At 62.2% G+C, this 25,657-nt stretch carries 24 protein-coding genes; 13 read left to right on the top strand and 11 right to left on the bottom strand.

From position 1 onward, the window contains the following. Positions 1-259: 259 nt before the first annotated feature. Positions 260-1,438, top strand: coding sequence for a XylR family transcriptional regulator (locus tag SINAC_RS06240; protein ID WP_015244834.1), 1,179 nt, complete (start codon positions 260-262; stop codon positions 1,436-1,438). A 33-nt stretch (positions 1,439-1,471) separates the two neighbouring features. On the opposite strand, the gene SINAC_RS06245 is transcribed toward SINAC_RS06240, so the two are convergent. The 8 genes from SINAC_RS06245 to SINAC_RS06285 all read right to left on the bottom strand — a co-directional run bounded on the left by SINAC_RS06245 (position 1,472) and on the right by SINAC_RS06285 (position 9,380). Then, positions 1,472-2,107: a TPM domain-containing protein gene (locus tag SINAC_RS06245; protein WP_020465809.1), complete on the bottom strand. Its 636-nt coding sequence runs from the start codon at positions 2,105-2,107 to the stop codon at positions 1,472-1,474. Between the two features lie 554 nt (positions 2,108-2,661). Beyond that, positions 2,662-2,997 carry an HPF/RaiA family ribosome-associated protein gene (locus SINAC_RS06250; RefSeq protein ID WP_015244836.1) on the bottom strand — a complete coding sequence of 112 codons (336 nt, stop codon included), beginning with the start codon at positions 2,995-2,997 and terminating at the stop codon, positions 2,662-2,664. 679 nt (positions 2,998-3,676) lie between these two features. Continuing rightward, a complete protein-coding gene (rnk, locus tag SINAC_RS06260; protein WP_015244837.1) occupies positions 3,677-4,087 on the bottom strand; it encodes a nucleoside diphosphate kinase regulator in 411 nt (136 codons plus the stop codon). A gap of 327 nt (positions 4,088-4,414) precedes the next feature. Then, positions 4,415-4,669: a hypothetical protein gene (locus tag SINAC_RS06265; RefSeq protein ID WP_015244838.1), complete on the bottom strand. Its 255-nt coding sequence runs from the start codon at positions 4,667-4,669 to the stop codon at positions 4,415-4,417. A gap of 212 nt (positions 4,670-4,881) precedes the next feature. Continuing rightward, positions 4,882-5,088: a hypothetical protein gene (locus SINAC_RS06270; protein WP_015244839.1), complete on the bottom strand. Its 207-nt coding sequence runs from the start codon at positions 5,086-5,088 to the stop codon at positions 4,882-4,884. Then, positions 5,085-6,119, bottom strand: coding sequence for a WD40 repeat domain-containing protein (locus SINAC_RS06275; RefSeq protein ID WP_015244840.1), 1,035 nt, complete (start codon positions 6,117-6,119; stop codon positions 5,085-5,087). Before SINAC_RS06275 ends, SINAC_RS06270 begins: the two co-directional genes overlap by 4 nt. 397 nt (positions 6,120-6,516) lie before the next feature. Continuing rightward, a complete protein-coding gene (locus SINAC_RS06280) occupies positions 6,517-7,959 on the bottom strand; it encodes a sigma-54-dependent transcriptional regulator (RefSeq protein ID WP_015244841.1) in 1,443 nt (480 codons plus the stop codon). Between the two features lie 191 nt (positions 7,960-8,150). Beyond that, positions 8,151-9,380, bottom strand: a complete 1,230-nt coding sequence (locus tag SINAC_RS06285) for a sensor histidine kinase (RefSeq protein WP_020465806.1) — start codon at positions 9,378-9,380, stop codon at positions 8,151-8,153. 1,000 nt (positions 9,381-10,380) lie between these two features. Here SINAC_RS06285 and SINAC_RS06290 point away from each other — a divergent pair. The 10 genes from SINAC_RS06290 (at position 10,381) to SINAC_RS06340 (ending at position 19,505) form a co-directional block, all read left to right on the top strand. Continuing rightward, positions 10,381-10,728 carry an HPF/RaiA family ribosome-associated protein gene (locus tag SINAC_RS06290; RefSeq protein WP_015244843.1) on the top strand — a complete coding sequence of 116 codons (348 nt, stop codon included), beginning with the start codon at positions 10,381-10,383 and terminating at the stop codon, positions 10,726-10,728. Between the two features lie 560 nt (positions 10,729-11,288). Then, positions 11,289-11,993: a carbonic anhydrase gene (locus tag SINAC_RS06295; protein WP_015244844.1), complete on the top strand. Its 705-nt coding sequence runs from the start codon at positions 11,289-11,291 to the stop codon at positions 11,991-11,993. 368 nt (positions 11,994-12,361) lie between these two features. Then, positions 12,362-13,294: an urea transporter gene (locus tag SINAC_RS06305; protein ID WP_015244845.1), complete on the top strand. Its 933-nt coding sequence runs from the start codon at positions 12,362-12,364 to the stop codon at positions 13,292-13,294. 248 nt (positions 13,295-13,542) lie between these two features. Then, entirely contained in the window at positions 13,543-14,475 is a 933-nt protein-coding gene (locus SINAC_RS06310) for an urea transporter (protein WP_015244846.1), read from the top strand. Positions 14,476-14,559: 84 nt separating this feature from the next. Further along, on the top strand, positions 14,560-14,862 hold the full coding sequence (locus SINAC_RS06315; RefSeq protein ID WP_015244847.1) for an urease subunit gamma: 303 nt from the start codon (positions 14,560-14,562) through the stop codon (positions 14,860-14,862). Between the two features lie 55 nt (positions 14,863-14,917). Further along, complete coding sequence (locus SINAC_RS06320; RefSeq protein ID WP_015244848.1) at positions 14,918-15,295, top strand: urease subunit beta; 378 nt, start codon at positions 14,918-14,920, stop codon at positions 15,293-15,295. Between the two features lie 51 nt (positions 15,296-15,346). Continuing rightward, positions 15,347-17,068, top strand: coding sequence for an urease subunit alpha (ureC, locus tag SINAC_RS06325; RefSeq protein ID WP_015244849.1), 1,722 nt, complete (start codon positions 15,347-15,349; stop codon positions 17,066-17,068). Between the two features lie 106 nt (positions 17,069-17,174). Next, entirely contained in the window at positions 17,175-17,855 is a 681-nt protein-coding gene (locus tag SINAC_RS06330; protein ID WP_015244850.1) for an urease accessory protein UreF, read from the top strand. Positions 17,856-17,949: 94 nt separating this feature from the next. Continuing rightward, the gene (gene ureG / locus SINAC_RS06335) at positions 17,950-18,603 is read left to right on the top strand and encodes an urease accessory protein UreG (RefSeq protein WP_015244851.1); all 654 of its coding nucleotides are present in this window, start codon (positions 17,950-17,952) and stop codon (positions 18,601-18,603) included. After that, positions 18,561-19,505, top strand: coding sequence for an urease accessory protein UreD (locus tag SINAC_RS06340; RefSeq protein WP_015244852.1), 945 nt, complete (start codon positions 18,561-18,563; stop codon positions 19,503-19,505). Before ureG ends, SINAC_RS06340 begins: the two co-directional genes overlap by 43 nt. 99 nt (positions 19,506-19,604) lie before the next feature. On the opposite strand, the gene SINAC_RS06345 is transcribed toward SINAC_RS06340, so the two are convergent. Then, complete coding sequence (locus SINAC_RS06345) at positions 19,605-20,966, bottom strand: outer membrane beta-barrel protein (protein WP_015244853.1); 1,362 nt, start codon at positions 20,964-20,966, stop codon at positions 19,605-19,607. 218 nt (positions 20,967-21,184) lie between these two features. Beyond that, entirely contained in the window at positions 21,185-21,469 is a 285-nt protein-coding gene (locus SINAC_RS39670; RefSeq protein WP_015244854.1) for a hypothetical protein, read from the bottom strand. Between the two features lie 215 nt (positions 21,470-21,684). Here SINAC_RS39670 and SINAC_RS06350 point away from each other — a divergent pair, with 215 nt between their 5' ends. Beyond that, on the top strand, positions 21,685-22,434 hold the full coding sequence (locus tag SINAC_RS06350; protein ID WP_015244855.1) for a hypothetical protein: 750 nt from the start codon (positions 21,685-21,687) through the stop codon (positions 22,432-22,434). Between the two features lie 77 nt (positions 22,435-22,511). Continuing rightward, the gene (locus SINAC_RS06355; protein WP_237722456.1) at positions 22,512-23,603 is read left to right on the top strand and encodes a tetratricopeptide repeat protein; all 1,092 of its coding nucleotides are present in this window, start codon (positions 22,512-22,514) and stop codon (positions 23,601-23,603) included. Positions 23,604-23,788: 185 nt separating this feature from the next. Here the strand turns inward: SINAC_RS06355 and SINAC_RS06360 are convergent, their stop codons facing one another. Further along, on the bottom strand, positions 23,789-25,474 hold the full coding sequence (locus SINAC_RS06360) for an OprO/OprP family phosphate-selective porin (RefSeq protein ID WP_015244857.1): 1,686 nt from the start codon (positions 25,472-25,474) through the stop codon (positions 23,789-23,791). Positions 25,475-25,657: the final 183 nt, after the last annotated feature.

Consider the following 25,657-nt stretch of genomic DNA (forward strand, 5'->3'; position numbering starts at 1 on the left):
AGACATTGCGAGGGCCGACCCCAGACGGACATAGACTGTAATCAGGAATGTGTGGAGTATAACAAGCCAATGGGTCTCATGTCATTGAAGGTTTGCGTCAAGTTATTGAGGTTTTTCGCGCAGGTTGGTTTTGTTTCTGTGGGTGATGAGTGAGCGGCGAACTACTAAAAAGATCGGCGAATCAGCCCTTTTGTATCAGTCAAAGCAACATGGCATCGATCGTGGATTGAAGTTTTTTCGATCTTGGGGAGGCTCGACCGTGGCGACTCGTCCTCGCGTGGCTTTGCTGGTGGAGTCTTCCCGCGCCTACGGCCGCGGTCTCCTCCACGGGATCGCCGAGTATGTCCGGCTCCACGGTCCCTGGTCGATCTATCTTGCCGAGCGTGGTTTGGGCGATGCGCCTTCGGCCTGGCTCCAGGGATGGTGCGGAGAGGGGATCATTGCTCGGATCGAGAACCGAAGGATCGCTCGGGTTGTCCGCGACTTGCGGATTCCCGCAGTGGATCTTCGCGGCTTGCTCACCGACCTTGGGGTTCCTCGGATTGTCACCGACGATGAGGAGGTGGCACGGCTGGGGGTGGCCCACCTCCGCGAGCGGGGGTTCCGGCACCTCGCCTTCTGCGGATTCGTGGGCGCTGACTATTCGGACAATCGGTCCGAGGCCTTCGCCCGCCTGGTGGAGGGGGCGGGCTTCGCCTGTCATCTCTATCGCGCGGGGAGTCCGCCCCATGCGGCCGCCGGGACCGAGGCCCGGGAGCAATCGGGCTGGGCAGAGCAAGCCGAGGTGGCGCACTGGGTCAAGGAACTGCCCAAGCCGGTTGGGCTCATGGCGTGTAACGACATCCGAGCGCAGCAGGTGCTTACCGCCTGCCGGGTCATTGGTGTGGCCGTCCCCGACGAGGTGGCCGTCCTCGGCGTGGACAACGATGACGTCTTGTGCAACTTGTCGGATCCGCCCCTCTCCAGCATTGTCCCCGACACCCGGCGGATCGGGTTTGAGGCCGCCTCCTTGTTGGAGCGGATGATGCGAGGAGAAATCGTGCCGGAGGATCCGATTGCGATCCCACCGTTGGGGGTTCTCACTCGACGGTCGACGGACGTGCTGGCCATCGACGATCGCGCGATCTCCAGCGCTGTGCGTTTCATCCGCGAACACGCCTGCGATGGAATCACCGTCGCGGACGTGTTGGCGGAGTTGCCGTTATCCCGTAGCGTCTTCGAACGCCGCTTCGTCAAAATCTTTGGACTGACGCCCAAGGCAGAGATCCTTCGCACCCAACTCGATCGGGTCAAGCGGCTCCTCGCCGAGACCGATCTCCCCTTGAAGCAGATCGCCTCGAGGACGGGCTTCCTCTATCCGGAATACTTGAGCGCCGCTTTCAAAGAACGGACCGGCCTGACCCCCGGTCAGTACCGCCGGTCCGCGCAGCAGCGATAATCGTCGATCGAGAATGCCAATGATATCGAAATGTTAAAGCTGACCAAGAGCCCGATCGGGCCCACGGGAATGCCCGCCCTGAAGCATCGTTTCGTGGGGAGTCGAGGATGCTCTTCGTCGTTTTTTTCTTCGGCTCTCGTCGCTCGTTCCTACCTGAAGTGCCAGCAAGACGGCGATCAGCGCGAACGAGATGGTTGCAGGGAACATGACATCCCGTGCGTTGGGTTTCGGCCTGGCGGCTGCGGCGTTGGCCAGTGTCGTGCCGATTGTTCGGACGCCCTCTACAAGCCCGATGTCGGCGTCGCCGGCCTGGAGCGGCAGGAGAAAGGCCTCGCGGATGGAGGCTCGATCCGGATCCGTGAGGAGACCGTGCGCCTTGTTGAGGCCGAGGAATACGGCGACGTCTCGGTCTTGGTGGGCCACCAGGATGTAGAGCCCATCGCGGCCCAGCGGCCGCGCGTATCGCCGGGCTGCGTCGTCGATTCGCTCACCCTCGAGCGACTTGACGGTTTCGACGAGGATCGGGACGCGGTGAGCGTACCGGATCGCTCTCAGGACCTTGCGTGACCCTCGCTTCACACTGTTGTTGAAGACGGCGGCTTGGTCGTTAATTTCGGGAGGCACCTCGTATGAGGGTGAAGCCGCGGCGATGACTGGCACCGCGATCATGTCCCATGACATCTGTGCAAACAGAATCCAAGGAAGGACGCACAAGCTACCAAATCGCGCGCACATTGGAATGTCTCCTTTAGCCAAGAGAAGATTGAAAACACTTGATGTCGAACACGGATCCAGCGAGGGGGGCTCCGGCGTGAGCCGGGTGCAAACATTCTGAGAGCCGATTTCAGTAGGCTGAACGGAACCGGAAGACGAGGGGCGTCCCCCGGCCGATGGTCATGATCAACGGTGAGCCTCTGATTGATTCGCCTACGGTGATAGGCCCTTAATCAAAAGGCATGCCGGATTATGCGTGCCTTACGCGAATTCTCCAGTACGTCGCCCATAAGCAATGCCCAAAAGGAGTTACGCTGTTGTTTCTGTCCATCTTGAGCCGACCGAGAGTCTGCCGGTCCCTCGAATCGGAGGGACGTGCCTGGTTGCTTAACGCCTCACCTGGTCGGAGAGCGACCAGGTGAGGTGATGTGAGAGTCCGTCCTGCCTGCCTTCTCCTGCCCTGCCGCCTGATTCAGATCGAGCGGGTGATCTCAGGTGGCTCGGAGGAGTCAGTCTGCTGCCAAGGACAGGGGCTCGTGGTTGCGGCGACGCCGTTCGATGCTTCTTCGGACCGATCGTCGAGCCCGCTTCGCCGAGTCGGCGATGAGGACGAAGGGGTCGTCCCCTGTTGCTTCGACCATGATCACGCCCTTGGGGATCAGGCTGATGGCAATTCGGCAATGCTTGTCGATTCCGCCACGTGGTCCGTTCACGTCGGTGATCCGGATCGTGAGCCGTTCGATCCGGGCCATGAATCGCCCCAAGGCGAAACGGAACCGACGCTCGATGTGCTCCTTCAACTCGTCCAGCAACTCGTAATTCACTCCACGCATTTCCAGTTGCATGTCATGCGCTCCCATCCAAAAGGTGAGTCCGTGAGCAAATGCGGGTAAATGGAACAAGGGGTGTGGTTGAGGTCGTCCCTCCCCCGTTGTCATGCCCCGCTGGCACAGAACACGTCCGCTCCGACGGCGGCTCTCGCCACCATGTTCTTCCTCGAACGATTCAATGTACGACGGCTATACCCCGTCTTGATTTGGGGCCTCGTTGATGTGAGCCGTCTTACGTCTTATTAGATAAGCGATTGTGATGCCAGGTGGAAAAAATGCGGCCGGATGTTCTGCAGCTTCTCAGTATCGTGTTGGTACTTAAGGAGTTCTGTGGTGTCGGACGAGGCTCGTGCAGGGGGGGCAGTGGCGATGGGGAACGAGGCGATCGTGCCATCCTGGTCACTGGACGGTCCTTCTGATCGTTGGTTGACCAGATCGTTTCGCGATGTGTCCCCGTTCATCTCGAGTTCGAGGACGAGCTTTCCATTTAAAATATGAGTGAGCTCGCGACGGTTGTCGTCATGCCGGGCCGGCCGCCCGGCTTGGAGGCGGGGACCGGTTCCCGGATGAACTGCGATTGCTCGCCGATCCAATCATGAGGAGAGGAACTGATCTGTGCGCGTGTTCTGTAGTGTGAGCCAGCACAGGAACAGGGGGCGTCCTTACTCAGCGAACGCTGAGAAGTCCGATGGGGTCAGAGGTCATAATTCCCGGCGGCTTCGGGCTGATAGAGGACCTTGGCGACACGCCAGCACTTTCGGCCCATTGGTACGTCCCAATCGAAGACGTCCCCGACCCGGTAGCCCAGCATGGCTGTTCCGAGGGGGGCCGTGACGGAGATCTTCCCTTCGTCGGCGTCGGCGTCCTTTGGGAAGACGAGCGTATAGACTTCCTCCTCGGAAGAGTCGATCTCGACTAAGGAGACGGTCGAGTTCATCGTGATGACGTCGGCTGGAACTTCCTGTGGCGGGACCACCACCGCGCGGGCGAGTTCTGCTCGCAGGGCGTCGAGATGGCTGTTCTGTTCTTCGTCCCGGGGCAGTCCGAGAAACCGGTCCAAGCGATCGCGGTCAAACTGAGTGATATAGATTTTCTTGCCGTTCATGATCAAACCTCGGACTGAGTCGGCTCTTGCGGCTGCGCAGCATCCTCACACGCCCTCTCATCCTGATCGAGAGGAGTGTGAGATCAATCGGTCAGGTGGACGGTCGCAAGCTGATTTTGATAAGTTTCATCATAAATGAGTGCGGGCTAAGTTGTCGATGGCTTGGTGTGGTTCGACTCCGTTCTGCGGAAGTCCTCAGCCTCACGAGCCGATCGGGTGTGGCGGGTGGCCACTCAAGGGGTAGCTCGGCGAATCAACGCGGGCTCATGAGGTCGATGAGGCCTGCCACGGCTCTCATGGCGGCGGCTTGTAGTGTTCGGTTGCGCATTATGCACCACTGGCGGCCTCGTGATCCAGCCAGTTTGTCAACCGCTGGATCGCGTCCTCGTCCTGCCGCTTGAGAGTGCGCCAGAAGCCTTGTAGGGTGAGCCGGCCGGCAGCCTGGGCGATGAACCGATCGTACCGGCGAAGTTCGGCGAGTCGCCGCTCTCGCTCCCGGATCAGAGCGACGATGTAAGGCGCGGCGATGTCCGGAGTCTCCCCTTGATTCGCCTTGATTCGTGGGTTTGCAGACATTGACATGGTAAGCCTCCTGGCAAGCGTTTATGGAAAAGTGGATCAATTCGAGGCTGATGCGAGCACGGGAATCGTGTCACGGTTGGTTCGACTTCGTATTTATCGCCCACTGGGGCGAGCTCATCCCGTAGGTGGACTGGATCCGCTGAATCGATTCCGCCTCACGACGATTTCTAAATCGGTAAATCAAGGAATGCGGTTGTGCTTGTCGTGGTCTTTCATGATGCCCCTCGTTGCCTTCGCGGTTTGCCGGTCCAGTCATACCCCCTCCGTGCCAGTCTCGCGAGGACTTCCGCCTCGACGTCACGGTTCGTGAGTTCGAGGCGGCAAACCGCCTTGGCTTGTCTTCCTTTGCTGTCCATCCTCAGGTCCTCGAATCGAGTCACCGAACTGTCCGGTAAACTGGCGAACATCGTGTCCATCATGGTGAGTCCTTCTTGCCGATGAAATGGCGACGGCTTGGAGCGGGCCTTTGGTCCATTGCTTGCACCGTATCCCAGATCCGTACGGTCCCGTCGAGGCTCCCCGAGACCAGCTTCGATCCGTCGGGGGAGAACGCGACGGAGTAGACGTTGCCGGTGTGCCCCTGGAGCATGGCCAACTCCTGACCTGTCGCCGTGTTCCAGAGCTTGATCGCTTGGTCGTGAGAGCCTGTGGCCAGGACGGTTCCGTCGGGGGAGAAGGCAACCGTGGCGACCCAGCCCTCGTGGCCATGGAAGGTCGCCCGCTCTCGACCGGTGGGCACGTCCCAGAGTTTCACGGCCCGGTCGAAGCCTCCGGTTGCCAGGGTCGTGCGGTCTGGGGAGAAAGCGACCGAGATGATCCCGTATTCATGGCCGACGAGGCTGGCCCGCGACTCGGGCTCGCTCCCGGAGAGGTCCCACAGGCGGATCTCCCCGACCTGCGCGACGTCCGTTGGCTCGGTCATGGCCGGCACGTTCCCGGTGGCCGCGGCCAGCAGCTTGCCGTCGGGGGAGAAGTCCAACGACCAGATCGGCCCCTGATGGTCGAGCAGTCGCGCCTTTTCTCGGCCCGTGGCAACGTCGAAGAGCGACACCGCACGGGTGTCTCCGCTCGCCGTCGCCAACGTCAACCCATCGGGTGAGAAGGCGATCGCGTCGAGCTTGCCACTCTCCCGAATCAAGGGCCGTCCTCGGCCGCCTTCCAATGCCCAGAGCGTTACCGCACCGAAGGGCGCACCATCGAAGCCCGTGCCCAGGCCCGCGATTGCGCTGCCGTCGGGGGAGAACGCGATTGCCTCGACCTCATCCCATTCACCGCGGAGCGTCCGCTTCAGTTTGAGGCTCCCGTTGCTGGTGTCCCAGAGCTTGATGGTCCCGTCCCAACTTCCGCTGCCGACGGCTCGGCCGTCGGGAGTGAAGGAGACCGATGTCACGACGTTGCTGTGGCTGGCCTGGCGGATCGCCCGCGGTATGGACTTGATGGTGAGTGTCATGTCTTCTTGATCCTTGGATTTGATCGGAAGTTCACGGTGAGTCTTTCGACTTGGCGCGCGGAGATGGCGCTCGCTCCGTACGTGTTGACCGGCACGGCGCGAGGCGACTCCGCCGGTGGCTCTCGCCACAACGGCCTTGATCGAAACGCTTCAAAAAAAATGAGGACGGCGATGTCCCGCCTGCTGCCGGGTTGGGGGGCGATTGAGGTGCGCCGTTCCTCTCAGATGCATCACCCTTTAAGCGATTGCGATGCCAGGGGTGAGAGAAAACCGTTTGTTTTTTTCTTGGGCCGTTGTAGCTTGTTGTGGATGTGGAGGTTATGTCGCGAAGGAGTTTTGGAACTTGGGACTCTGAGGCTTCGGTCAGGATGGTGCTGGCGTGGGGTGGCCTGGTCCTTTATTGGCCCGTCTGGTCATCGCCCGACCAGACGGATCGATCGATTCGGATGCCGAGTGTGCGGATCTTGGTCCGCAGGCTGCCGCGGGTAATACCGAGCAATTTGGCCGCTTGCAACTGATTGCCCCCGGTGTGCCGGAGCACCCGGGTGACGAGTGACCGTTCCATCAGTGCGAGTGCCTCGGCGTACAGGTCATGCGACCCTTCGCGGAGGCGGTCTTCAAGAAAACCCTCCCAATCCATGGGGGCCGCGGCCGAGCCGGCCGGTTCTTCCTCACCGCGAAGCGAAGGGGGGAGGAAGTCGGCGACGAGGACTGGTCCTTGCGCGCGCAAGAGGGCCTGCTTGAGGACGCTCTGTAATTCCCGGATGTTCCCGGGCCAGGGATGGCGCCGGAGTACGTCCATCGCCTCCGGGGAAATCCGATCGACCTTCTTTCCCAACTCCGGGCTAAACCGTTTGAGGAAGTGTTCGACGAGGAGCGGCAGGTCGTCGGCCCGCTCCCGGAGGGCCGGCACTCTGATGGTGACGATTCCCAGGCGGTAATAGAGGTCGCCGCGAAACTCGCCCGACGCCACCATCTGCCCCAGGTCCCGGTTGGTCGCGGCGATGATCCGGACGTCGGTCCGGATCGTTTCGTTGCCGCCGACACGCTCGAACCGCCCATCCTGGAGCACGCGCAGGATCTTCGCCTGGGTCAGGGGCGTCATGTCGCCGATCTCGTCCAGGAACAGCGTCCCGCCCGAGCACTGCTCGAATTTGCCGATCCGCTTGCGGTCGGCCCCGGTGAACGCCCCTTTCTCATGGCCGAACAGCTCACTCTCGAGCAGCGTCTCGGGGATCGCGGCGCAGTTGATGGCCAGGAACGGCCCGGTTGCCCGTCGGCTGTGCTGGTAAACGGCCCGAGCGACCAACTCCTTGCCTGTACCGCTATCGCCCAGGATCAGGACGGCGAGGTCCTGGGGCGCAACCAGGCCGATCGCCTTGTAGACCTCCTGCATGGCCGGAGAACGGCCCACGATGACGTCGGCCGGGGCCTGGGCCAGGACCTCATCGGTGACCACGGCGGGGACACGCATCAGCCGGCCGATCTCCGCGGCGCGTTCGACCTGCTCGCGGACTCGACCGACGTCCAGGGGCTTGAGCAGGTAGTCGAACGCCCCCAGCTTCATCGCCTCGATGGCCGTCTCGGTCGTCCCCTGCCCCGTGATGAAAATGACCGGGATCCGCGCATCGATTTGGCGGATGTGTTGGAACACGTCGAGGCCGAACATGTCGGGCAGGTTCAGATCCAGGACCACCACGTCGGGCCGGCTCTGAGTAACGATCTCCAGTCCCTCGGCTCCGTCGGAAGCCGTCAGGAGGGTGTCGGCCGGATCGTCGAATGCGCGGCGGAAAGCGTGCAGAATGGAGAGCTCGTCGTCAATCACCAGGATGGTTGCCATGTTCGTCTCCGAAAAATTCCTGTGGGCTTGGCTTGGAAAATTCAGCCAATGAGTCTGCTGATGATTATTGTTTTTTTAGCGTTTGTATGATTTTGTGACTTCACGACACTCTGCCTGTTTCTGAAAAGTTGCCGAAAACTCCGGGGTTTAAACTGCAAACCACGGTACGGATCTTCGAGGCCCAACCGAGCTTACCCCGGGCTTTGCCCCGCAGGCAGGCGAAGGGTGAAGCAGGCACCGCCCTGAGGTCGGTTGGTCGCCCGGAGTTCGCCGCCATGATCCTGCGCGATCCGTTGCGAGACAACCAGGCCGAGCCCGAGGCCCATCTCCTTGCTGGTGAAGAACGGCTCGTAGAGCCGGGGCAAGTGTCGCGCCGCGATGCCGGGGCCGGTGTCGAGCACTGCCAACTCCACGATCTCGTTTGCCGGAGGGCGGAGGTCGATCTCCAAGATGCCGCCTCGCGGCATCACATCGAGTGCGTTCAAGGCGAGGTTGACCAGCAATTGGCGGACCTGCTCCCCGTCGGCCTCGACCTCGACCGGGGTCGAGGGGGGGCTGAATTTCACCGTCACCCGCTGCTTGCGAGCCCGGCCCCCGACCAAGGCCAGAGTCTGATCCACCACCGCCGCGAGGTTGACCCGCCGTCGCTCCGGCTTCGGCGGGCGGGCGAAGTCGATGAACACGTTCAGCCGAGCCTCCATGCGGAGGATCTCCTGCTCGATGACTTGCAGGTCCTCCGCGGGGAGGCCCTTGGCTTCCGTTTCCTCTCGGTTCATCTGCACCAGCATCTTGATCGCGGTCAGGGGGTTCCTGAGCTCGTGGGCCATGCCGGCGGCGATCTCGCCGACCTCCGCCAGCGACTCGGCCCGCAGCACCGTCCGTCCGAGACCGCGGGCCACGCCGTAGCCGAGCAACAGGCCGGCGAGTGAGCCGAAGGTGCCCACTCCGACAAACCCCCAGGCCATCCAGCTCACCGTCCGGTCGAGGGTGGCCTCAGCTCGCTCAATCTCCCCGGCGTTGAACTGTTCCAACTCGCGGCAGGCTGGCACGGTTTCTGTCTCCAGAAGGCCGAGGGCCGTCCCGCCTGCTCTCCTGTCATTCGATGACAAGGCCGCCTCAGCCTGCCAGCGCTCGAGATAGCGATCAAAACTGTCCGCCAAGCGGCCTACGTGTCGGGCCTCTTCCCCCTTATTGGCGGCCTGCTTCGCCTGGTCAAGTAACCCTACGATTTTCCGGTGGAGTGGGACTGCCTCCTGCCGCTGGTCTCCGGCCAGGGCGGAAAGGTCGTGCAACCCCTTCAGGACGTCGGCCGCGATCCGGCGACTTTGAAGATCCTCATCGAGGATCCGGAGCGAGGTGGATTGCTGATGGTGCAGGTAGATGGCGGCCGTGATGCACGAGACGAGGAAGAGGACACTCATCAAAATGGTCGGGCCCGCGATCCGAAAGAGTAAAATGCGCGTTAAGACAATCATAAATAAGTGCACCAATTGGATTGCGCGGCGGGGCCCGCCCCTTGAGGCACCGCCGTGCGAGACCCACTCATTCCGTCATTATAGCGTCGAACGTCGTTACGAATGAGGAACCGGGCGAACCGATTCCCGTGGTTCGTCTGTTCGCCCGCCCGGAATCCGCTCTGCCGGAACGGGGAGAGACGAGACCGGCGGCATCGCCTTGGTATCCGATTCCAACGATATGGAAGCCCTGTCTCAAACCGGGTCCAGGGCTTGAATCCGATTGCTCCCCACGCCCAAGAGCACCACGACCAATGGGGCGGGGACGGCTGATTTCTTGAGCCTCTTCCACTGGCCCCAGACGACCAGCACAACGGCAGAGCCACGAGGAAGACGACCGATCCCACCGCGAGGTCGCGCGGTAGGGTCGATCGTGAAAGTCTGGTGCTTAATGCTATGAAAATCTCATGTTTCTTTCCGCTGTGAAATCGTCGTGGACTGCACGGAAAGGTGGAGCAGCCCGACTACACTCGCTGCCCCCCCCGCTCTTTAGGTGACTGTACGTATTGCCACATCTGATTCAAAAAGCGTACCGCGATGGTCGACCGTGTGGGAAAAGGCTCCGAGTCAGCGTGTCACAAACCTATTGATTTCAGAGGATTACGAACAATTTTTGTGGATGGGCCGATTTTCGCGTCGAGGCTTCAAGCAGGATCGAGGGACGAGGCGGATGCTGGTCGCTCAACGGTCAACCGGGTCGTCAGCCGACCAGAAATGCCGGTCGTTGGGGATACAAGGCAGGCAACGGTTGGAGCCGACCCGTGGGAACGATTGGTGCGGTAGGAGGGCGAAATCTCGTCGATTTTGTTAAGCCGGGCGCTTTTCCCATTGATATTCGCCGGGGGTTGCGGAATCATCGCTATTCAGGCAACGGCTTTCGTGCATCATGTGAGACAAGGAGTTGTTTATGCAAATCCAAGTGAGCACAGACAATCATATCAAAGGGAGTGACGAGTTCTTTCAGAAGGTTTCCGCCGAGGTGGAACGCGGCCTGAGCCGGTTCGCCGAGCAGATTACCAGGGTCGAGGTTCACCTCTCCGACGTGAACGGCCCCAAGGGTGGCGGCGATGACAAGCGTTGTCTGTTGGAGGCCCGCCTCGCGGGTCGTCAGCCGATTGCCGTGACCCACGAGGCGGCCACCGTGGACGAGGCGATCGTCGAGGCTTGCGAGAAGATGGAGCGGTCTATCGAGAGCCTTCTCGGGCGGCTAGACCCCAAAGGGCAGACCTCCTTCGGGGGCGATCAGGTTATCTGAATCGGGGGTGACCGCCTGCTTTGTGGGAATTCCCCTCGGGCGGTCTCCCAGCGGACGTGTGCGGTTGGGAATTTACCCGGCGGTTCGCCTGTCGGGTTTTCTTCCGGCTTCGGAAGAATGGGGCGGTCGTAAGTTGTGGCCTGGTCAGGTGTGACTTATAGTACCACCGACTCAAAGAGGTGACTTGGGGGGCGTCCTGATCGGTGATCGGTCTTGGCGACCTCGAGTCGACCGATCTGGTGTTGGGGGGTGTGCGCTTCGTGAGTGGCTTGGCCACAACACGTCATGATGATGCCGGTCCCAGCCGAGTTGGCGGTTGCCGGCAGACTCTGCACCCTTTCCTTTTCGGTCTTTGTTCCCCTCGGCACCCTGACAGCGGCGGCTTGCGGGGTGGTGAGGAGTGGGGCGTCGATCTCGGACCCTCTGACGGTCCTTTTCAGTTTGACGAGTTCTATACCAGGGGCTGCGTCCGGTGGATGAGGTGCCGCGCGAGCTTGTCGTTCGCTCGAGCCCACGGCTGGCCTCGCCGAGTCCGAAACCCCTCTCGGAGAAATTGATTCATGCGATCCCCCAATCCGTTGTCTCGCCGCGAGTTCGTGAAAGCTGCCGGACTCGCCGCCGGCGCGGCGGGCCTGGTCCTTCCCTCGGCCGTTCAGGCAGCTCCGGCCCGCGATCCGAATGCCGTGCTCGCCGAGTTGCTCGAGGGCAACCGGCGGTTCGTCAACGGCCAACTCATTCACCCGGGGCGGAGTCCGAAGGATTTCTTGGCGCTCGCCGAGGGGCAGGCACCCTTGGCTGTCATTGTCGGGTGTGCGGATTCACGCGTGGCCCCCGAACTGATTTTCGACCAGGGGGTCGGCGACCTCTTCGTCGTGCGCGCGGCGGGGAATGTCGTCAGTGGTGCGGGACCGATCGTGAAGGGGAGCATTGAGTTTGCGGTGGCCGAGCTCGGTGCCCGGCTGATCATCGTACTGGGCCACAGTCAATGCGGCGCGGTCAAGGCCGCCATCCAGCACATTGATGCCAACGACGTCCTGCCCGGGTCTATCGGCGACCTGATCGATCCGATCCGAGTGGCCGTCAACGCAGTGAAAGGACGCCCCGGTGACAAACTCGAGAACGTCACCCGTGCCAATGTCGAGAAGGGCGTCGAGCGGCTCAAGGGGCTCGATCCGATCCTCTCGAAATACGTCAAGGCGGGTGAGTTGAAGGTGGTCGGTGCGACTTACGAACTGCACACCGGCTTGGTCAAGGTTTACGAGTGACCAGGCAGAGGCCGTGACCGAACCGAACGCCCCTGGGCCGTGGCGGCGTCGCTTCCGGAATCAAATCCCCCGGGGCCGACCCGATCCACCCGCCCGGGGGGGCTTCCTTGACTATGCCCAATTGAAGATCCGAGCAGAGGCCGTTGAATTGACGACGCGCCGGGATTGGATCCAAGGGGGGGGCGACGTTCGCTGGAACCCTCAGATGGTATTTTTCTGAGATTGAGTGAAGTGGTTGGCCGGGTCTGGTCGAATTGTCGAAGCCGACGATCGATGATTCGGGTATAGTTTGTTACTTGTCGCCATCCCCCCCTTACCTCGTGCGTCACGTTGACCTTCACTGCCTCGTTCTCTGAGAGTTCGACCAGATGCTCTCGTTGTCGGACGACGTGGTACCCACCCCCATCCGCACGGTCTTACGGGGCGTTGGGCAGGTTTACTTTCAGGCCAACGCTCTGACGGGTGCCGTCTTGGTGACAGGGATCGCGTTGAGTTCGCCGCTGATGGCGATGGGTGCGGTGGTCGGCTCTGCGATTGGAACTGCGACGGCCCGGTTGTGCAAATTCCAAGAGGCGGAGGTGGCCGAAGGGCTCTACGGCTTTAACTCGATGCTCGTCGGAATTGCGACGTTCTTCTATTTCCGACTCAGTCCGGTGAGCCTCGCCTTGTTGACGGTCGGCGGCGTTATGGCGACGCTGGTGACCCGGCTGTTGAATCGGTCGCTACCGTTTCCGGTATTCAATAGCCCCTATGTCATCACGACCTGGTCTCTCTATGTGTTGGGGCCGATCCTGGGTGCGGTCTGGGTCGGGCCGGGGGATCGTCCGATCGCCTACGGCTTTGTCGAGGCCGTGGCTCACGGCGTCGGCCAGGCGCTGTTTCAGGCGAACCTCTGGACCGGGATCCTCTGCCTGGTTGGGATTGCCCTGAATGACTGGCGGCACGCCGCCTGGGCTCTGGTCGGCGCGATGATCGGCATCATGGTGGCGAACTATCATGTGACTCCGGGAATGAGAGCACTCGATCCCGAGCGGTTGATCGAACGCGCCTTCTCCGACAACCTTGCACTCGGTCTGTATAGCTACAATGCGACGCTGCCGGCCGTCGCCTTGTTCCGGTGGAGGCGATCATTGATCCCGCCGCTCTTGGGCATCCTGATCTCGGTTCCACTCACTGAGCTCGTGCCGAAGCTTGGTCTGCCCGCCCTAACCGCGCCCTTTGTGCTGGCGACCTGGTTTGTCCTTGGGCTTGGCCTACTTGAGGGAAGATATCTTCGCAATTCGGCGCCCACTGTGCCTTGACCGCTTTGGACAAGGTGGAAGTCGTCGGCAAAAGCTCCCTTTCTGCTGGAGCTCTCTTCTTGTCAGCTTTGGGAATGCGTATGGCAAATTGCGAAGTTTGAGCAATTTTTGGAGCGACCTGATTGACTTGGCGGAAGCCGACCGACAACTTCAGTCGAAAGAACGTGTCAAGGTTTGACATGCGGCGTCATTCACCACCATTTGGGGTCCGCTGGACTCCAATATCTAAGCACGAGAATTGAGCTGATATGTTCTCGTTGTCGGATGAAGCTGTCCCTACTCCGCTCCGTACGACTTTGCGGGGTATCGGTCAAGTTTTCTTTCAGGAGAACGCCCTGACGGGTGCCTGCTTTCTCCTGGGGATCGCGTTGAGTTCGCCGCTGATGGCGCTTGGCGCAGTCGTTGGAGCGGCAATCGGCGCGGCGACGGCGAAGGCGCTGAAGTTCGACGAGGCCGAGGTGGCTGCCGGGATCTATGGCTTCAACTCGACGCTGGTCGGGATCGCGACACTTTTCTTCTTCCGGCCGGGGGCGGCGAGCATCCTGATGCTGATCGTTGGTTCCGTTGCGGCCGTGCCCGTGACCCGGCTGATGCGGCGTTATGTGCCGTTCCCAACATACACGTCGCCGTTTATCGTCCTGACCTGGGTGATCTATTTCCTGGGATTGGCCCTGGGGACTCCCCAGGTTGCGGCGGGGGATCCGCTGGGCTCGGTCGGCTTTGTCGGGGCCGTGGGCCACGGCGTGAGCCAAGTGATGTTCCAGGCGAGCGTCTGGACAGGGCTGCTGTTCCTCGTTGGCATTGCCCTGAACGATTGGCGGCACGCGACCTGGGTGCTGGTGGGGTCGTTCGTCGGGATGCTGGTGGGGAGCTATCATGCCACCGCGGCCGCCCGAGCCCTCGACCCGGAGCGGCTCGTCGATCGCGCCTTGTTCGAGAACGTCGGGCTCGGGCTCTACGGCTACAACCCGACGCTCGCGGCCGTCGCCCTCTTTCTGGCGAGGCGATCGTTGATCCCGCCGCTCTTGGGGATCTTGCTCTCGGTTCCGCTCACCGAGCTTGTCCCGAAGCTCGGCCTCCCCGCTCTGACGGCGCCCTTCGTCTTGGCGACCTGGCTGGTTCTGGCGTTCGGCTGGCTTGATGGGAGATTCTTCCGCGACCCTGCCTCTCCGTCGTCTTGACCGAGGTCGAAACGTCGGGCTGTTGCACGCGCCCAATACACGCATTCCTTCGATCCCTTTGAACCGACTCGTGGAGTTTTGCCCATGCATCTGTCGCCACAAGAACGTGATAAAATGATGATTTTCGTGGCCGCCCAGGTGGCCAGGGCACGCAAGGAACGCGGCCTGAAGCTGAACATCCCCGAGGCGACCGCCTTGATCACGGCGGAGCTCATGGAACTGGCACGCGACGGCAAGTCGGTCGCCGAGATCATGAGCGCCGGCCGCGAGATTCTCGGTCGTGACGATGTTATGGAGGGCGTTCCCGAGATCATCTCGATGATCCAGGTCGAGCCGACGTTCCCCGATGGCTCCAAGTTGATCACGGTCCACAACCCTATTCGTTGACAATCGAGTTTGTGTTCCCCAACGCCTCGCCATCCAATCCTCGGGAGACAGAACTATGGTTCCGGGCGAGTATATCTTCGACGGGCCCGACCTCGAACTCAACGCCGGTATCCCTGTCGTGACGCTCAGCGTCAACAACACGGGAGATCGGCCGATTCAGGTCGGCTCGCACTATCATTTCTTCGAGACCAACCGGGCACTCGTCTTTGACCGCGAGAAGGCGTACGGCATGCGCCTCGATTTGCCGAGCGGCACTTCCGTGCGGCTCGAGCCGGGCGACGTCAAGGAGGTTCGGCTGATTCCCTACGGCGGTCGCCGGAAAGTTTACGGGTTCAACGGTCTCGTGTCGGGCCGGCTCGAGGACCCCTACACTCGGCAGACCAGCTTGAAGCGATGCATGGATGAAGGATATGGCCACAAATCATCAGAGTGATACGCGTCGACTCGAACCATCCCGTCCCGAATTGGTAAGGGGTATCAATCTATGAGTGTGCGCCTTTCGCGACAGTCTTACGCAGGCAAGTATGGCCCGACGGTGGGCGACCGCATCCGGCTGGCCGACAGCGAGCTCATTATCGAGATCGAACAAGACTATGTCGACTATGGTGAGGAGTCGATCTTCGGTGGCGGCAAGTCGATTCGTGACGGACAGGACCAATGCCCGGTCGTTGATCCGATGGGTCCGGATCACTGCGACCTGGTCATCACCAACGCGGTGATTATCGACCACTGGGGGATCGTCAAAGGGGATATCGGGATCCGGGGCGGACGGATCGTCGCCGTTGGCAAGTCGGGTAACCCCCTGACTCAGCGGGGTGTCGACCCTCGGCTCGTCATCGGGCCGGGGACCGAGGTCATCGCCGGCGAAGGCCGGATCGTCACGCCCGGTGGCATCGACACTCACATTCACTTCATCTGTCCGCAGCAGATTGAGACGGCCATTGCCTCCGGGGTCACCACGCTGATCGGCGGCGGCACCGGCTCGGCCACCGGGACGTGGGCCACGACCTGCACCCCCGGCCCTTGGAACATCATGCGGATGCTCCAGGCATTCGAAGGTCTGCCGGTTAATGTCGGCTTGCTCGGCAAGGGCAACAGCAGCCTGCCCAAACCGCTGCGCGACCAGGTCGAGGCCGGGGCCTGCGGCTTGAAGCTCCACGAGGACTGGGGAACGACTCCCACCACGATTGACACCAGTCTGACGGTGGCTGACGAGTACGACATCCAGATCGCCATCCATACCGACACGCTCAACGAGTCCGGCTTCATCGACGACTCGATTGCGGCGATGAAGGGCCGGGCGATCCACAGCTTCCATACCGAAGGGGCTGGCGGCGGTCACGCCCCGGACATCATCAAGATTGCCGGCCTCCCCTACGTCTTGCCCTCAAGCACTAATCCCACCCGCCCGTTCACCGTCAACACGATCGACGAGCACCTCGACATGCTGATGGTCTGCCATCACCTGTCGCGGAACATCCCCGAGGACGTCGCGTTCGCGGAGAGCCGGATCCGGGCCGAGACGATCGGCGCCGAGGACGTGTTCCACGACCGTGGCATTATCAGCATGATGAGCTCTGACTCGCAGGCGATGGGCCGGGTCGGCGAGGCGATCGTCCGGTGCTGGCAGACCGCCCACAAGATGAAGGTGCAGGTCGGTGCTCTGGACAGCGATAGTGCTCGCAACGACAACGAGCGGGTCAAGCGCTACGTGGCCAAGTATACGATCAACCCGGCCCTCACCCACGGAATCGCTCACCACGTCGGGAGCATCGAGGCCGGCAAGCTGGCCGACCTGGTGCTCTACAAGCCGGAGTACTTCGGCGTGAAGCCCGAGCTGGTGCTCAAGGGGGGCTTGCTCGTTTCTGCCCAGATGGGTGACCCCAACGCCAGCATCGCGACTCCGCAACCGGTCTACCCCCGTCCCCAGTTTGCCGCCTTTGGCCGGGCCTTGTCGAAGTCATGCCTGACGTTTGTTTCCCAGTCGTCCATCGACAAAGGTATCGTCGAACGCTACGGCCTCCAACGCGAGGTCGCGGCGGTCCAAGGTTGCCGCACCGTCGGTAAGAAGGATATGGTCCGCAACGAGGCGACCCCCGAAATCCGGGTCGACGCGGACACGTACCAGGTCTGGGTCGACGGCGAGAAGGTCGGTTCCGACCCGATCGACGTGCTGCCGATGGCCCAGCGCTATTTCCTCTTCTGAGTGGAACAGCCGCCGTCCGGGCCAGGGCCTTTCCCGGCCCGGACGATCTGGCACGGTCTGCATCACAACCACTCTGCCTTACTCTGGCCTCGGACTTTAGATCTCGATGAATCTCCGCTTGCTTCAGATCACCGACTCGGCCCTGCCGATCGGCGGCTACACCCATTCGTGGGGGCTCGAAACGGCGATCGCGCGCGGCCTGGTCCACGATCCCGAGACCCTGGAGAAATGGACCCGGCGATGGCTGCGGACGTCCCTCGGTCCCCTGGAGGGCGTGCTCGTCGCCTCGGCTTGCCGCGCGGCCCACGCCGGCCTTTCCGACGACCTGCTGACCTTGAATCGGATGGCCGAGACCTCCATCATCGCCCCCTCGATCCGCATCGCCAGCCGAGAGATGGGCGACCAGCTCCTGGCGTTGGGTGCGACCTGGGCCTGGTGCGCCACCGGGCTGGCGACACTCATGGCCCCGCTGTCCGAGCGACCTGCCGGTTGGCATCACGCCGTTGCGTTCGGACTGCTCGGCGCCCTTGCGGGCGGCGGGCCCGACGACGTGCTTACGGCCTACCTGCACCAGGCGGCGCTGGGTATGATCGGCGCTGGGGTTCGCGCCATCCCGATCGGTCACACTCATGGCCAACAAGTGCTGGCCTACGTCCATGATGATATCCATGACCTCGCCCCGGAACTCGGTGCACGCGATCCCGAGACCGCCGGCGCGGGTTGTCCTTTCTACGAGATCCTCTGCGATGAGCAAACTCGAATCTATGCTCGGATGTTCCGATCTTAATGATTGGTCGGACGCGCGAGGTTGGTCCGCACGGCCTTCGCGCCGCCGTCCCCGCTGGGGGGTCGCTTTCCACAACGACCCAGGTCACGATCACATGGGCCGCCCTGGCCCCGCACGCTATGCCGGGCCGTCACGCCAGGTTTTCACCCTGGGTGTGGCCGGACCGGTCGGTTCCGGCAAGACGGCCCTGGTCGAGGCGCTCTGCCGCGCCCTTTGGCCCGAACTGAATCTGGCGGTCATCACCAACGACATCTACACGCACGAGGACGCCGAGTTCCTCTCCCGCCGTGAGGTGTTGCCGGTGGAGCGAATCGTCGGCGTTCAGACCGGGGGCTGCCCTCACACGGCCATTCGCGACGACGCCAGTGCCAACCTCAGCGCCGTGGCCAACTTTCAGCGCCAATTTCCCGGGCTCGAGCTGGTTCTGGTCGAGTCGGGGGGCGACAACCTTACGGCCGTCTTCTCGCGAGAGCTGGCGGACCGGTTCATCTTTGTGATTGACGTGGCCGAGGGAGATAAGATCCCTCGCAAAGGGGGGCCAGGCATTTGCAACAGCGACCTGCTCGTGATCAACAAGACCGACCTCGCGCCGTACGTCGGGGCGGACCTGGAGGTCATGCGCCGGGACAGCCTCAAGATGCGGGGCGAGCGGCCGTTCATGATGGTCAGTCTCCGCGAGAAGGAAGGGGTCGAGGAGGTGATCAAGTGGGTGCGCGAGCAACTCGCATCACACGCGAAGAACTCCTGACGCCCCCCGAATTCCAGGGGCTCCACCCGAAGGAGCATCAGGCCGCCCGCGTCGGCGGCGCGCGGATCGAGTTGGTTCGTTGCGGGGTCGAGACCCGGCTGGGGGCCTGCTACCAGCAGGTCCCGGTCCGCCTCATGCCCCCGTTCGTCATCGACGGCGAGTCGGCGTCCCTCCTCTACCTGATCAACCTCACCGCCGGCCTGATGGACGGAGATGGCCACCTCATCGAGATCAAGGCGCGGGCGGGGACGCGGGCGCTCGTGACGGGTCAGTCGGCCACGCGCGTTCACCCGGCCCTGGCCAGCTACGCGACTCAGCAGTGGGCGGTGGAAGCCGAGGACGACGCCTGCCTGGTCGTCTTGCCCGGCCCAGCGATCCCGTTCCAGGGGAGCCGTTACTACCAACGCGCGCGGGTCGAACTTGCCCCAAGCGCCCGCCTGATCTGGGGCGATATCTGGTTCGCCGGCCGCTACAACCGAGGTGCGCTCTCAGAGCGCTTCCAGTTCGAGCGCATCGTCCAGGATTTCGAGGCCCGTCGCGCCGGCCGGTTGATCTACCGCGACCGGTTCCGCTGGGACGGTCCTTGGAACTCCGAGGAGGTCGACTGGTACTTCGGGGGGACTCTGGCCAGCGCCAGCCTGTTCATCTCCGGGCCGACGCCCGAAGTTCTCCCCGAGGCCGAAGCCGGACCGGCCTTCCGGCGCTCGATCTTCCGGCTCGACACCGGGGATATCTGCATGCGATGGTCCGGCAACCCGACGGCCGTCACGGCCGACCTCGCCGTGCAGGCCCTCCGCCTGGCCGGGGCCTGGACCGGGGGCCCCGAGGCCGCTCCTTGGTTCCTCGACTCGACCGGCCTCGCCCCGAACCACTGGTTCTCAACCCCGGTGGTATCCGAGTGAGGTGAGATTGCGATAAGCCGCTCTGGTTTGTACGCAACGAACGGCGATGGCAACACGAGGGTTGCCATCGCCGTTTCTTTGGTTGGATGAAGGCTGATATTAGAACTTGATGAGGGCACTGATTCCGCCGGTCAACTGGCTCCGATGGGTCGGCGGGTCGCCCCCTCCACCGAAGGCGGGTTGGCCGGCGAAGTCACCGCGGATCTCGGGGCGGATCTCAAGGAATTTGTTGGGGTGCCAGTTCAAACCGAGGGTTACCTCGGCATAGTCGGTGTCGATCCCGGTTCGTGTCCCCTTGACGTCGTCGAACCACTCGGCACGGAATTGGGCGTCGAGTTGTGGGTCAAGGTGATAGATGCCAATGGTGTACAGGCCATACCAGGAACCGGTGCCGACTGGGGTATTGGTATCCCAGCCCATGTTGGACTGGACGATCTGTACAAAGCGATCGCTCCAGTTCTGCTGGATGCGAAGCTCGACGGTGGTGTCGTAATTGCCGGCCATGCCCGGGGCGGCGAAGATGGCGTTCGGGCCACAGTAGACCGAACCCGTCAGACGCGTTCGCTGTTCATCCGTTAGCCAGTAATTCACCTGGCCGATGTAGCAGATGGAATTATCACTTCGCTTGGTGAAAAAGGTGTTGGCCCCGAAGGTCATCCCGTTCCAGATGTCGAGTCGACTATTAATATGCTGGTTGGTCAGGAAGCCCGTGAAGGCACCGTCCTGCGAGTAGAAGAACTGGTAGTCGCTGGAGTAAAAGGGCCGGTAGGGGGCCAGGAAGCCATTGTAGCCGATGATCGAGTTCATCCGGCCGACCTTCACATCCATACCACCTTCAGTGAAGATCGGTAGGTGGGCCGAGATGTAGAGGTCGCGGAAGTCATGGCTGAAGTGTGAGTTGCCGGGGGGATCGTTGATGCCCCCTCTGGGCTGGCCGATCGCCGCATCGGCACCGGCGAAGTATCGAACGTTGAAACCGATGTCGAATCGGTCTTGCTTGAGCGGCTTCTGGATCACGAGGCCGATCTGGTTGAGCAAGAACTCGTTGCCGAACCGGTTCGTCCTGGGTTCGACCGAGAGCAAGCCCGAGCCACTCGACGAGGCTGAGTAGCCCCCCTCGACCCAGCCGAATGTTCGGATGCCGCTCTCGCCGAACAGGTTCTTCAAGCCGAGCGTGTCCATCAGGAACCTCACGTCTGAGACCGGGGTCGGTCCGAGACTGGGCACGACGGGGGCTTGAGAAATATCTTCCGCGAGCTCACCCGGGAGCGACTCCGGTTGCAACCCGGAGCTGGTCGGCTGTGGCGGTGGGTTGGTCGTTACGATCTCAGGTGGCACAAATTCCTGGGCGTGGGCGGTGACTGCGCCCAGGAAGAGGACCAGTAAGCCGTGGCCGAATCGAAATTGCCAATGCCTTACGGTGGGGCCCCGCCGTGTACGGCGGTTTTTCAATGGAGGCATGTTTTTTGCCCGTTGAGTAAGGGGGCGTGGCGGCAGCCAGGCTTCAATTAGGAATAATGTCGGTTGCTATGAATCGGACGCTTTAGCATCGCATGGGGGTTTTGATTCGCTTGAGGAATGTAGGGGTGGGTTCGCATGGCGGGGTAAACTGGAGGATCTCGATTCTCGGGAGTCACCATCGCTGGGCGGCCGAATAGGACGATCGCACGGGTCGAGATTCAGCCGGCCTTTGCGCGTAAACAGAAGCGAGCGCCAACCGGGTGAGTACGGATCTTGGAACTCTGAAAACAAGAACGTAGTAACGTGCTTGCTGGATCTTTTACCGGCGTGTCAAGATTCGACACGTTCCTCACCACCTGTGCCTTGCGGTGGCAATTGGAAATGCTCATCATTCTAGGGCCGGAAGCGGGTTTGCTACCTTGGTCTCTCTCCAGGCCGGGGTCGGCGGCGAGCCGATCAACCTCGATCGTCATGTCCAGTGCCAATGCGCCGTCACCCGCCATGGCCTGCTCCTACCCTTGAAGGAAGGGTTGGGCCGCCCAACTGATCCTTTTGGTCTCGATCTCTGAGCCCCGTGAGCCGGCCTTCGGAGGCGACGGGCAACGTCTTAGCGTGCTTAGCTCAGGTAAGTGTCGACACCGCCGGGTGGGGTCGGGCTGCGATTGCGCCCACATTCGGCTATCGTGATGCGACTGATCCCGAGGGAGTGATTGCTGCAATGCGTCCAGTGTTGAAAACCGTGCCGACGGCGGGGATCCTCCTGCTGGGTGGACTCATGGGCCTCGCTCTGCTGTCCCGAGCGGACGCCGAAGATGAGGCTCCTCCGGTGGTGAGGAGCGCCCGAGGCGGATTCGTGGGGAAGACCGAACGGCACCAATTCGAGGTTTTCTTCTACGCCGAGGGAATTCGAATCTTCCCCCAGGATTCCACCGGAAAGGGACTCGACGCCACGAACCTGTCGGCGATCGCGACCTTTTATCACCCCAATTCGCCGAGTCCCTGGTTCGACCGCCGGCTCCAGCCGGCGTCGGCGGCGGCTGGTCAACCCTCGACGTCGCTGGTGCGGGCGATTGGCTTGGGAACAGTCCCAGCCTCGGGCGCGAAGGTTGTCTTTGAAGTTTCCGGGCTGACTGATTCGGCCGAGACCTCGGCCTCGTTCACCGTCCCCTTCGCGATTATGACGCCGCAGGTCCCCGCGCCCGTAGTGGCGGATGGGACGGCAAGCCCCCGGTTCATCTACGCGTCCGGCTACCAGGGCGTCGGCTACTACGCCAACCCCGGGCCTCAGAGTGCGCCCCCGGCCGCAACTGGGCCTCGTCCGGCCTCTCCCCCGAGGTTTACCGGCAGTTCCACCCGGACTCAAGCGAGCGGCAGTTCCAGCCCCCGCACCGTCGGGCCGGGCGCCCGCGACTGGACGACGGGCCGCCGAAGCCGGCTTCCGAAGCCCTGGCTCCGGCCGATGGACTAACTGAAACCAACTCCAGCAAGAGATGACACACTCCGAAAGAGAGTCCCTTCCGGCCGGGGTGCCGGAATAAGGAGAACATGATGAATCTGGCGGTAAGAACCTGGTTCGTGGCGGCCCTACTCGGTGCTTGCTCTCTCCCCGCCGCGATGACGCGGGGGGCGGACTGGAAGGCGGAGCATGACGCCGGCTGGAATGCGTACAAAGAGGGCCTCCTCGACGAGGCGGAACGCCGGCTCCGCGTGGCCGAGAAAGAGGCGAAGGCGTTTGGCGAGGATGACCCGAGGCTTGCCACGACGCTCGACCACCTCGCCTGGGTGCTCTCCTCTGAGGGTAGGAACGCCGAGGCCGAGCCGCTCGCGAAGTCGGCCCTGGCCATTCGCGAAAAGGCCCTCGGCGCCGAGCACTCCGACGTCGTTCGAAGCCTCAATACGCTCGCGTCCATCTACGATGCGGCGGGTCAGTCGGCCGAAGCCCGCGCCACCTATGCGCGTTGTCTCGCGGCTGCCGAGAAGGCTTATGGCCCCGAGCATTTGAACGTCGCGGCCGTGCTTGACAATCTGGCGACGGTCGACCATTTGCTCGACAACTTCCCTGAGGCCGAGGCTTCGTACAAGCGGGCGCTCGCCATTCGCGAGAAGATGGCCGACGGCCAGCCCATCGACCTCGCGCCGACGCTGCACAACCTCGGCTCGCTCTACCTCGATCAAGAGAAGTACGCCGAGGCCGAACCGCTCCTGAAGCGGGCGCTTGCGATTCGAGAGAAGGCGTTGGGGGCCGATCATCCGGACGTTGCGGCCAGTCTCGAAACTCTCGGCTGGCTGTACGCCAGCCAGGGGAAGCCCGCCGAGGCGGAGCCGATCCTCAAAAAGGCGCTCGCCCTCTACGAGCTTGACCTCGGGAAAGATCACCCGCACGTGGCGAACTGCTCCTCGAAGCTGGGGCGCGTCTGTCTGTCGCAGGACCACCAGGCCGAAGCCGTCGAGTGTTGCAAGCGTGCTGTCGGTATCTACGAGCGATCCGGGGGTGATCCCCTGGAAGTGGCGACGGTTCTTGAAGACTACGCCGCCGTGCTCCGGAAGTCAGGCGATGACGCCGAAGCCGAAAAGCTTGAGGCCCGCGCCAAGTCGCTCCGAGAGTCGCTCAAGAAACCCGAGGCGCCGAAAGGCTGAGATCCGCCCGCCGTGGATTTCGCTGACAGCGGTCTCGAGTCGTTCGGCCGGGCTACTTCAGGGGACAGCCTCCCACCAGTAGTCCGGCCGTCATTTTTTTCCTTGGCTCCTGATTACTCTTCGGACTTGCGCCAAGCCATTTTTGAATTTCAGCCTGGTCGTTTGAAGTCTCCCGAGCTCCTGCCTCAGAAATAGAGCTGAAACCGCAGCCAGAACATGTCGGCGGTGTCTTGCAACCGGCCGGGGCGATACTGGACCGGGTCGGCGAACTCACCGTGTAACCAAAATGCGTAGACTTTCACGTACTCGTTCCAGTACCAATTGACTCCAAGCTCAGTCGTAACGACCTGGTTGGACCAGAGGTCCGGGTTGGCGAAGCCCCCAGTGAAGATCTGTTCGCCGAGGTGCAACTCGCTGACTCGCCCGACGACCTCGAAGGCGCCCAGGCCGCGATGGTCTCCCTTGTTGGTCGGGACGAGCGGCCGGAGGGGCTGGACCCGGGTCCGCCGCTCGATGTGCTCGCCGGTCAGGAAATAGCCCCCAGCGACGTAGAAGCCCGCGAATGGAACCTGTGCCGATGCTCGGCGGCCGGGGGTTGCGTAGTGGCCGTAGCCATATTGCCACTCGCCAATGAGCGACAGCCCTTTGTAGTAGTAGGCCGAGTGGACCGACCCGAGCAACCGCTCTCCCCGTTCGATCACGTCGGGGTTGAGAATCAGGAACGGCACCGTGGCCGTCCCGGGGATGTTGGCGTCCGGCGAGCCGCCGCCGATCCGGAACGTCCTGGGCACCGGGGACTGATCCTGATACCCGTAAGCGACCGATGTGCCAATGTTCAAAAACTTGAGCAATGGCAACCCTTCCGACTCCTGGAACGGTCGCGCATTGAGATACCCGACGAAATCGACCCCGTTGTGGAGGCTCTCAAACGAGTTACGCGAGCCGTTGAAGATGCCTGCCGCGTAGTCGACCCGCTTGTCGAAGAGGTAACCCCAGCCCATCATCCCGATCTGGCGGTTGAGGCCGAGGTTCGTAGTGTAGATCGATCGCTCGGGGGTCAACAACCAGTAATTCGAAATCGCGAACTGATCGTAGGGGAGCGGCGTGAAGAAGCGGCCGAAGCGGAACTGGAACCGGTCATCAAAATGCAAATTAATATAAGCATTCAGAATATTAATATTGTTCAAGCCGCGATTAATTGAAAGTTCATACTCAATGGACTTGGTGATGTTTCCATCAAAGAAGATTCGCTGACGAGGCAAGAAGAAACCGCTATTGGCCGGGACCTGGTCGCTCTGCTGCCAGATTCGGGCCTCGATCTGGGACTCGTAGTGGATCTGGAGCCGAAACTTCTCGTCCTCGGTCTGGAACCGAAAGCCAGGGCCGAAGCTGCCCAGCAGCGGCGACCGCTTGGAGCGGGAGGGGCTCGGGGGAGGAGATCCTGGTGGGGGCGTGTAGGGGTTGAACTGCCCTTCCGTGTAGTCGGGCACGGGCGAGTCCATGGCGGCCGCCTCAGCATTCTCGCTTGGCGAAGCCGTTCCGTTGGCTTCACGGCCGTCCTGGCCGGCTTCGGCCGTCCGGTCGCTCGAGCGTGGCGGCAGTTCCCCGAATCGCTCGAGAATTTGCTGGATCTGTGCTTTCTGCTCCCGCCGGGTCGTCTCCAGTTCCTCGGCGAGCTTTCGGTTCATGGCCTCCATCGCTTGCAATCGCTGGGCGAGCTGCTCGATGGAGATCGGCGCGGCCGGCGGTGGGCTGCCGGGAGGGGTTTCGGGAACGGGGGCCGCTGGAGCTGGAGAGGAAGGCGCTGAGGGAAGCTCCTGCGCCCAGGCGGTCGGCCCGAATGCGACCCAGAGACCCCACAGGCCGAGCATGGTTTTCCGCGAGCTTGACCAATGTGAGTACGATCGCACGCGGACTCGGCTCCTGTCACGGGACGCTTGAGGTCGATCCCTTCCCTGGGATCGGCCTGACTTGTTTCCCGAGGCCATCGCCACCCCGATTGCCGGTCGGTTCACTTCCAAGTCGAGCTTGCTTTCCCGTTGATCCCACTTGCA

It is taken from the genome of Singulisphaera acidiphila DSM 18658 (genome assembly GCF_000242455.2).
GTDB classification, from domain to species: domain Bacteria; phylum Planctomycetota; class Planctomycetia; order Isosphaerales; family Isosphaeraceae; genus Singulisphaera; species Singulisphaera acidiphila.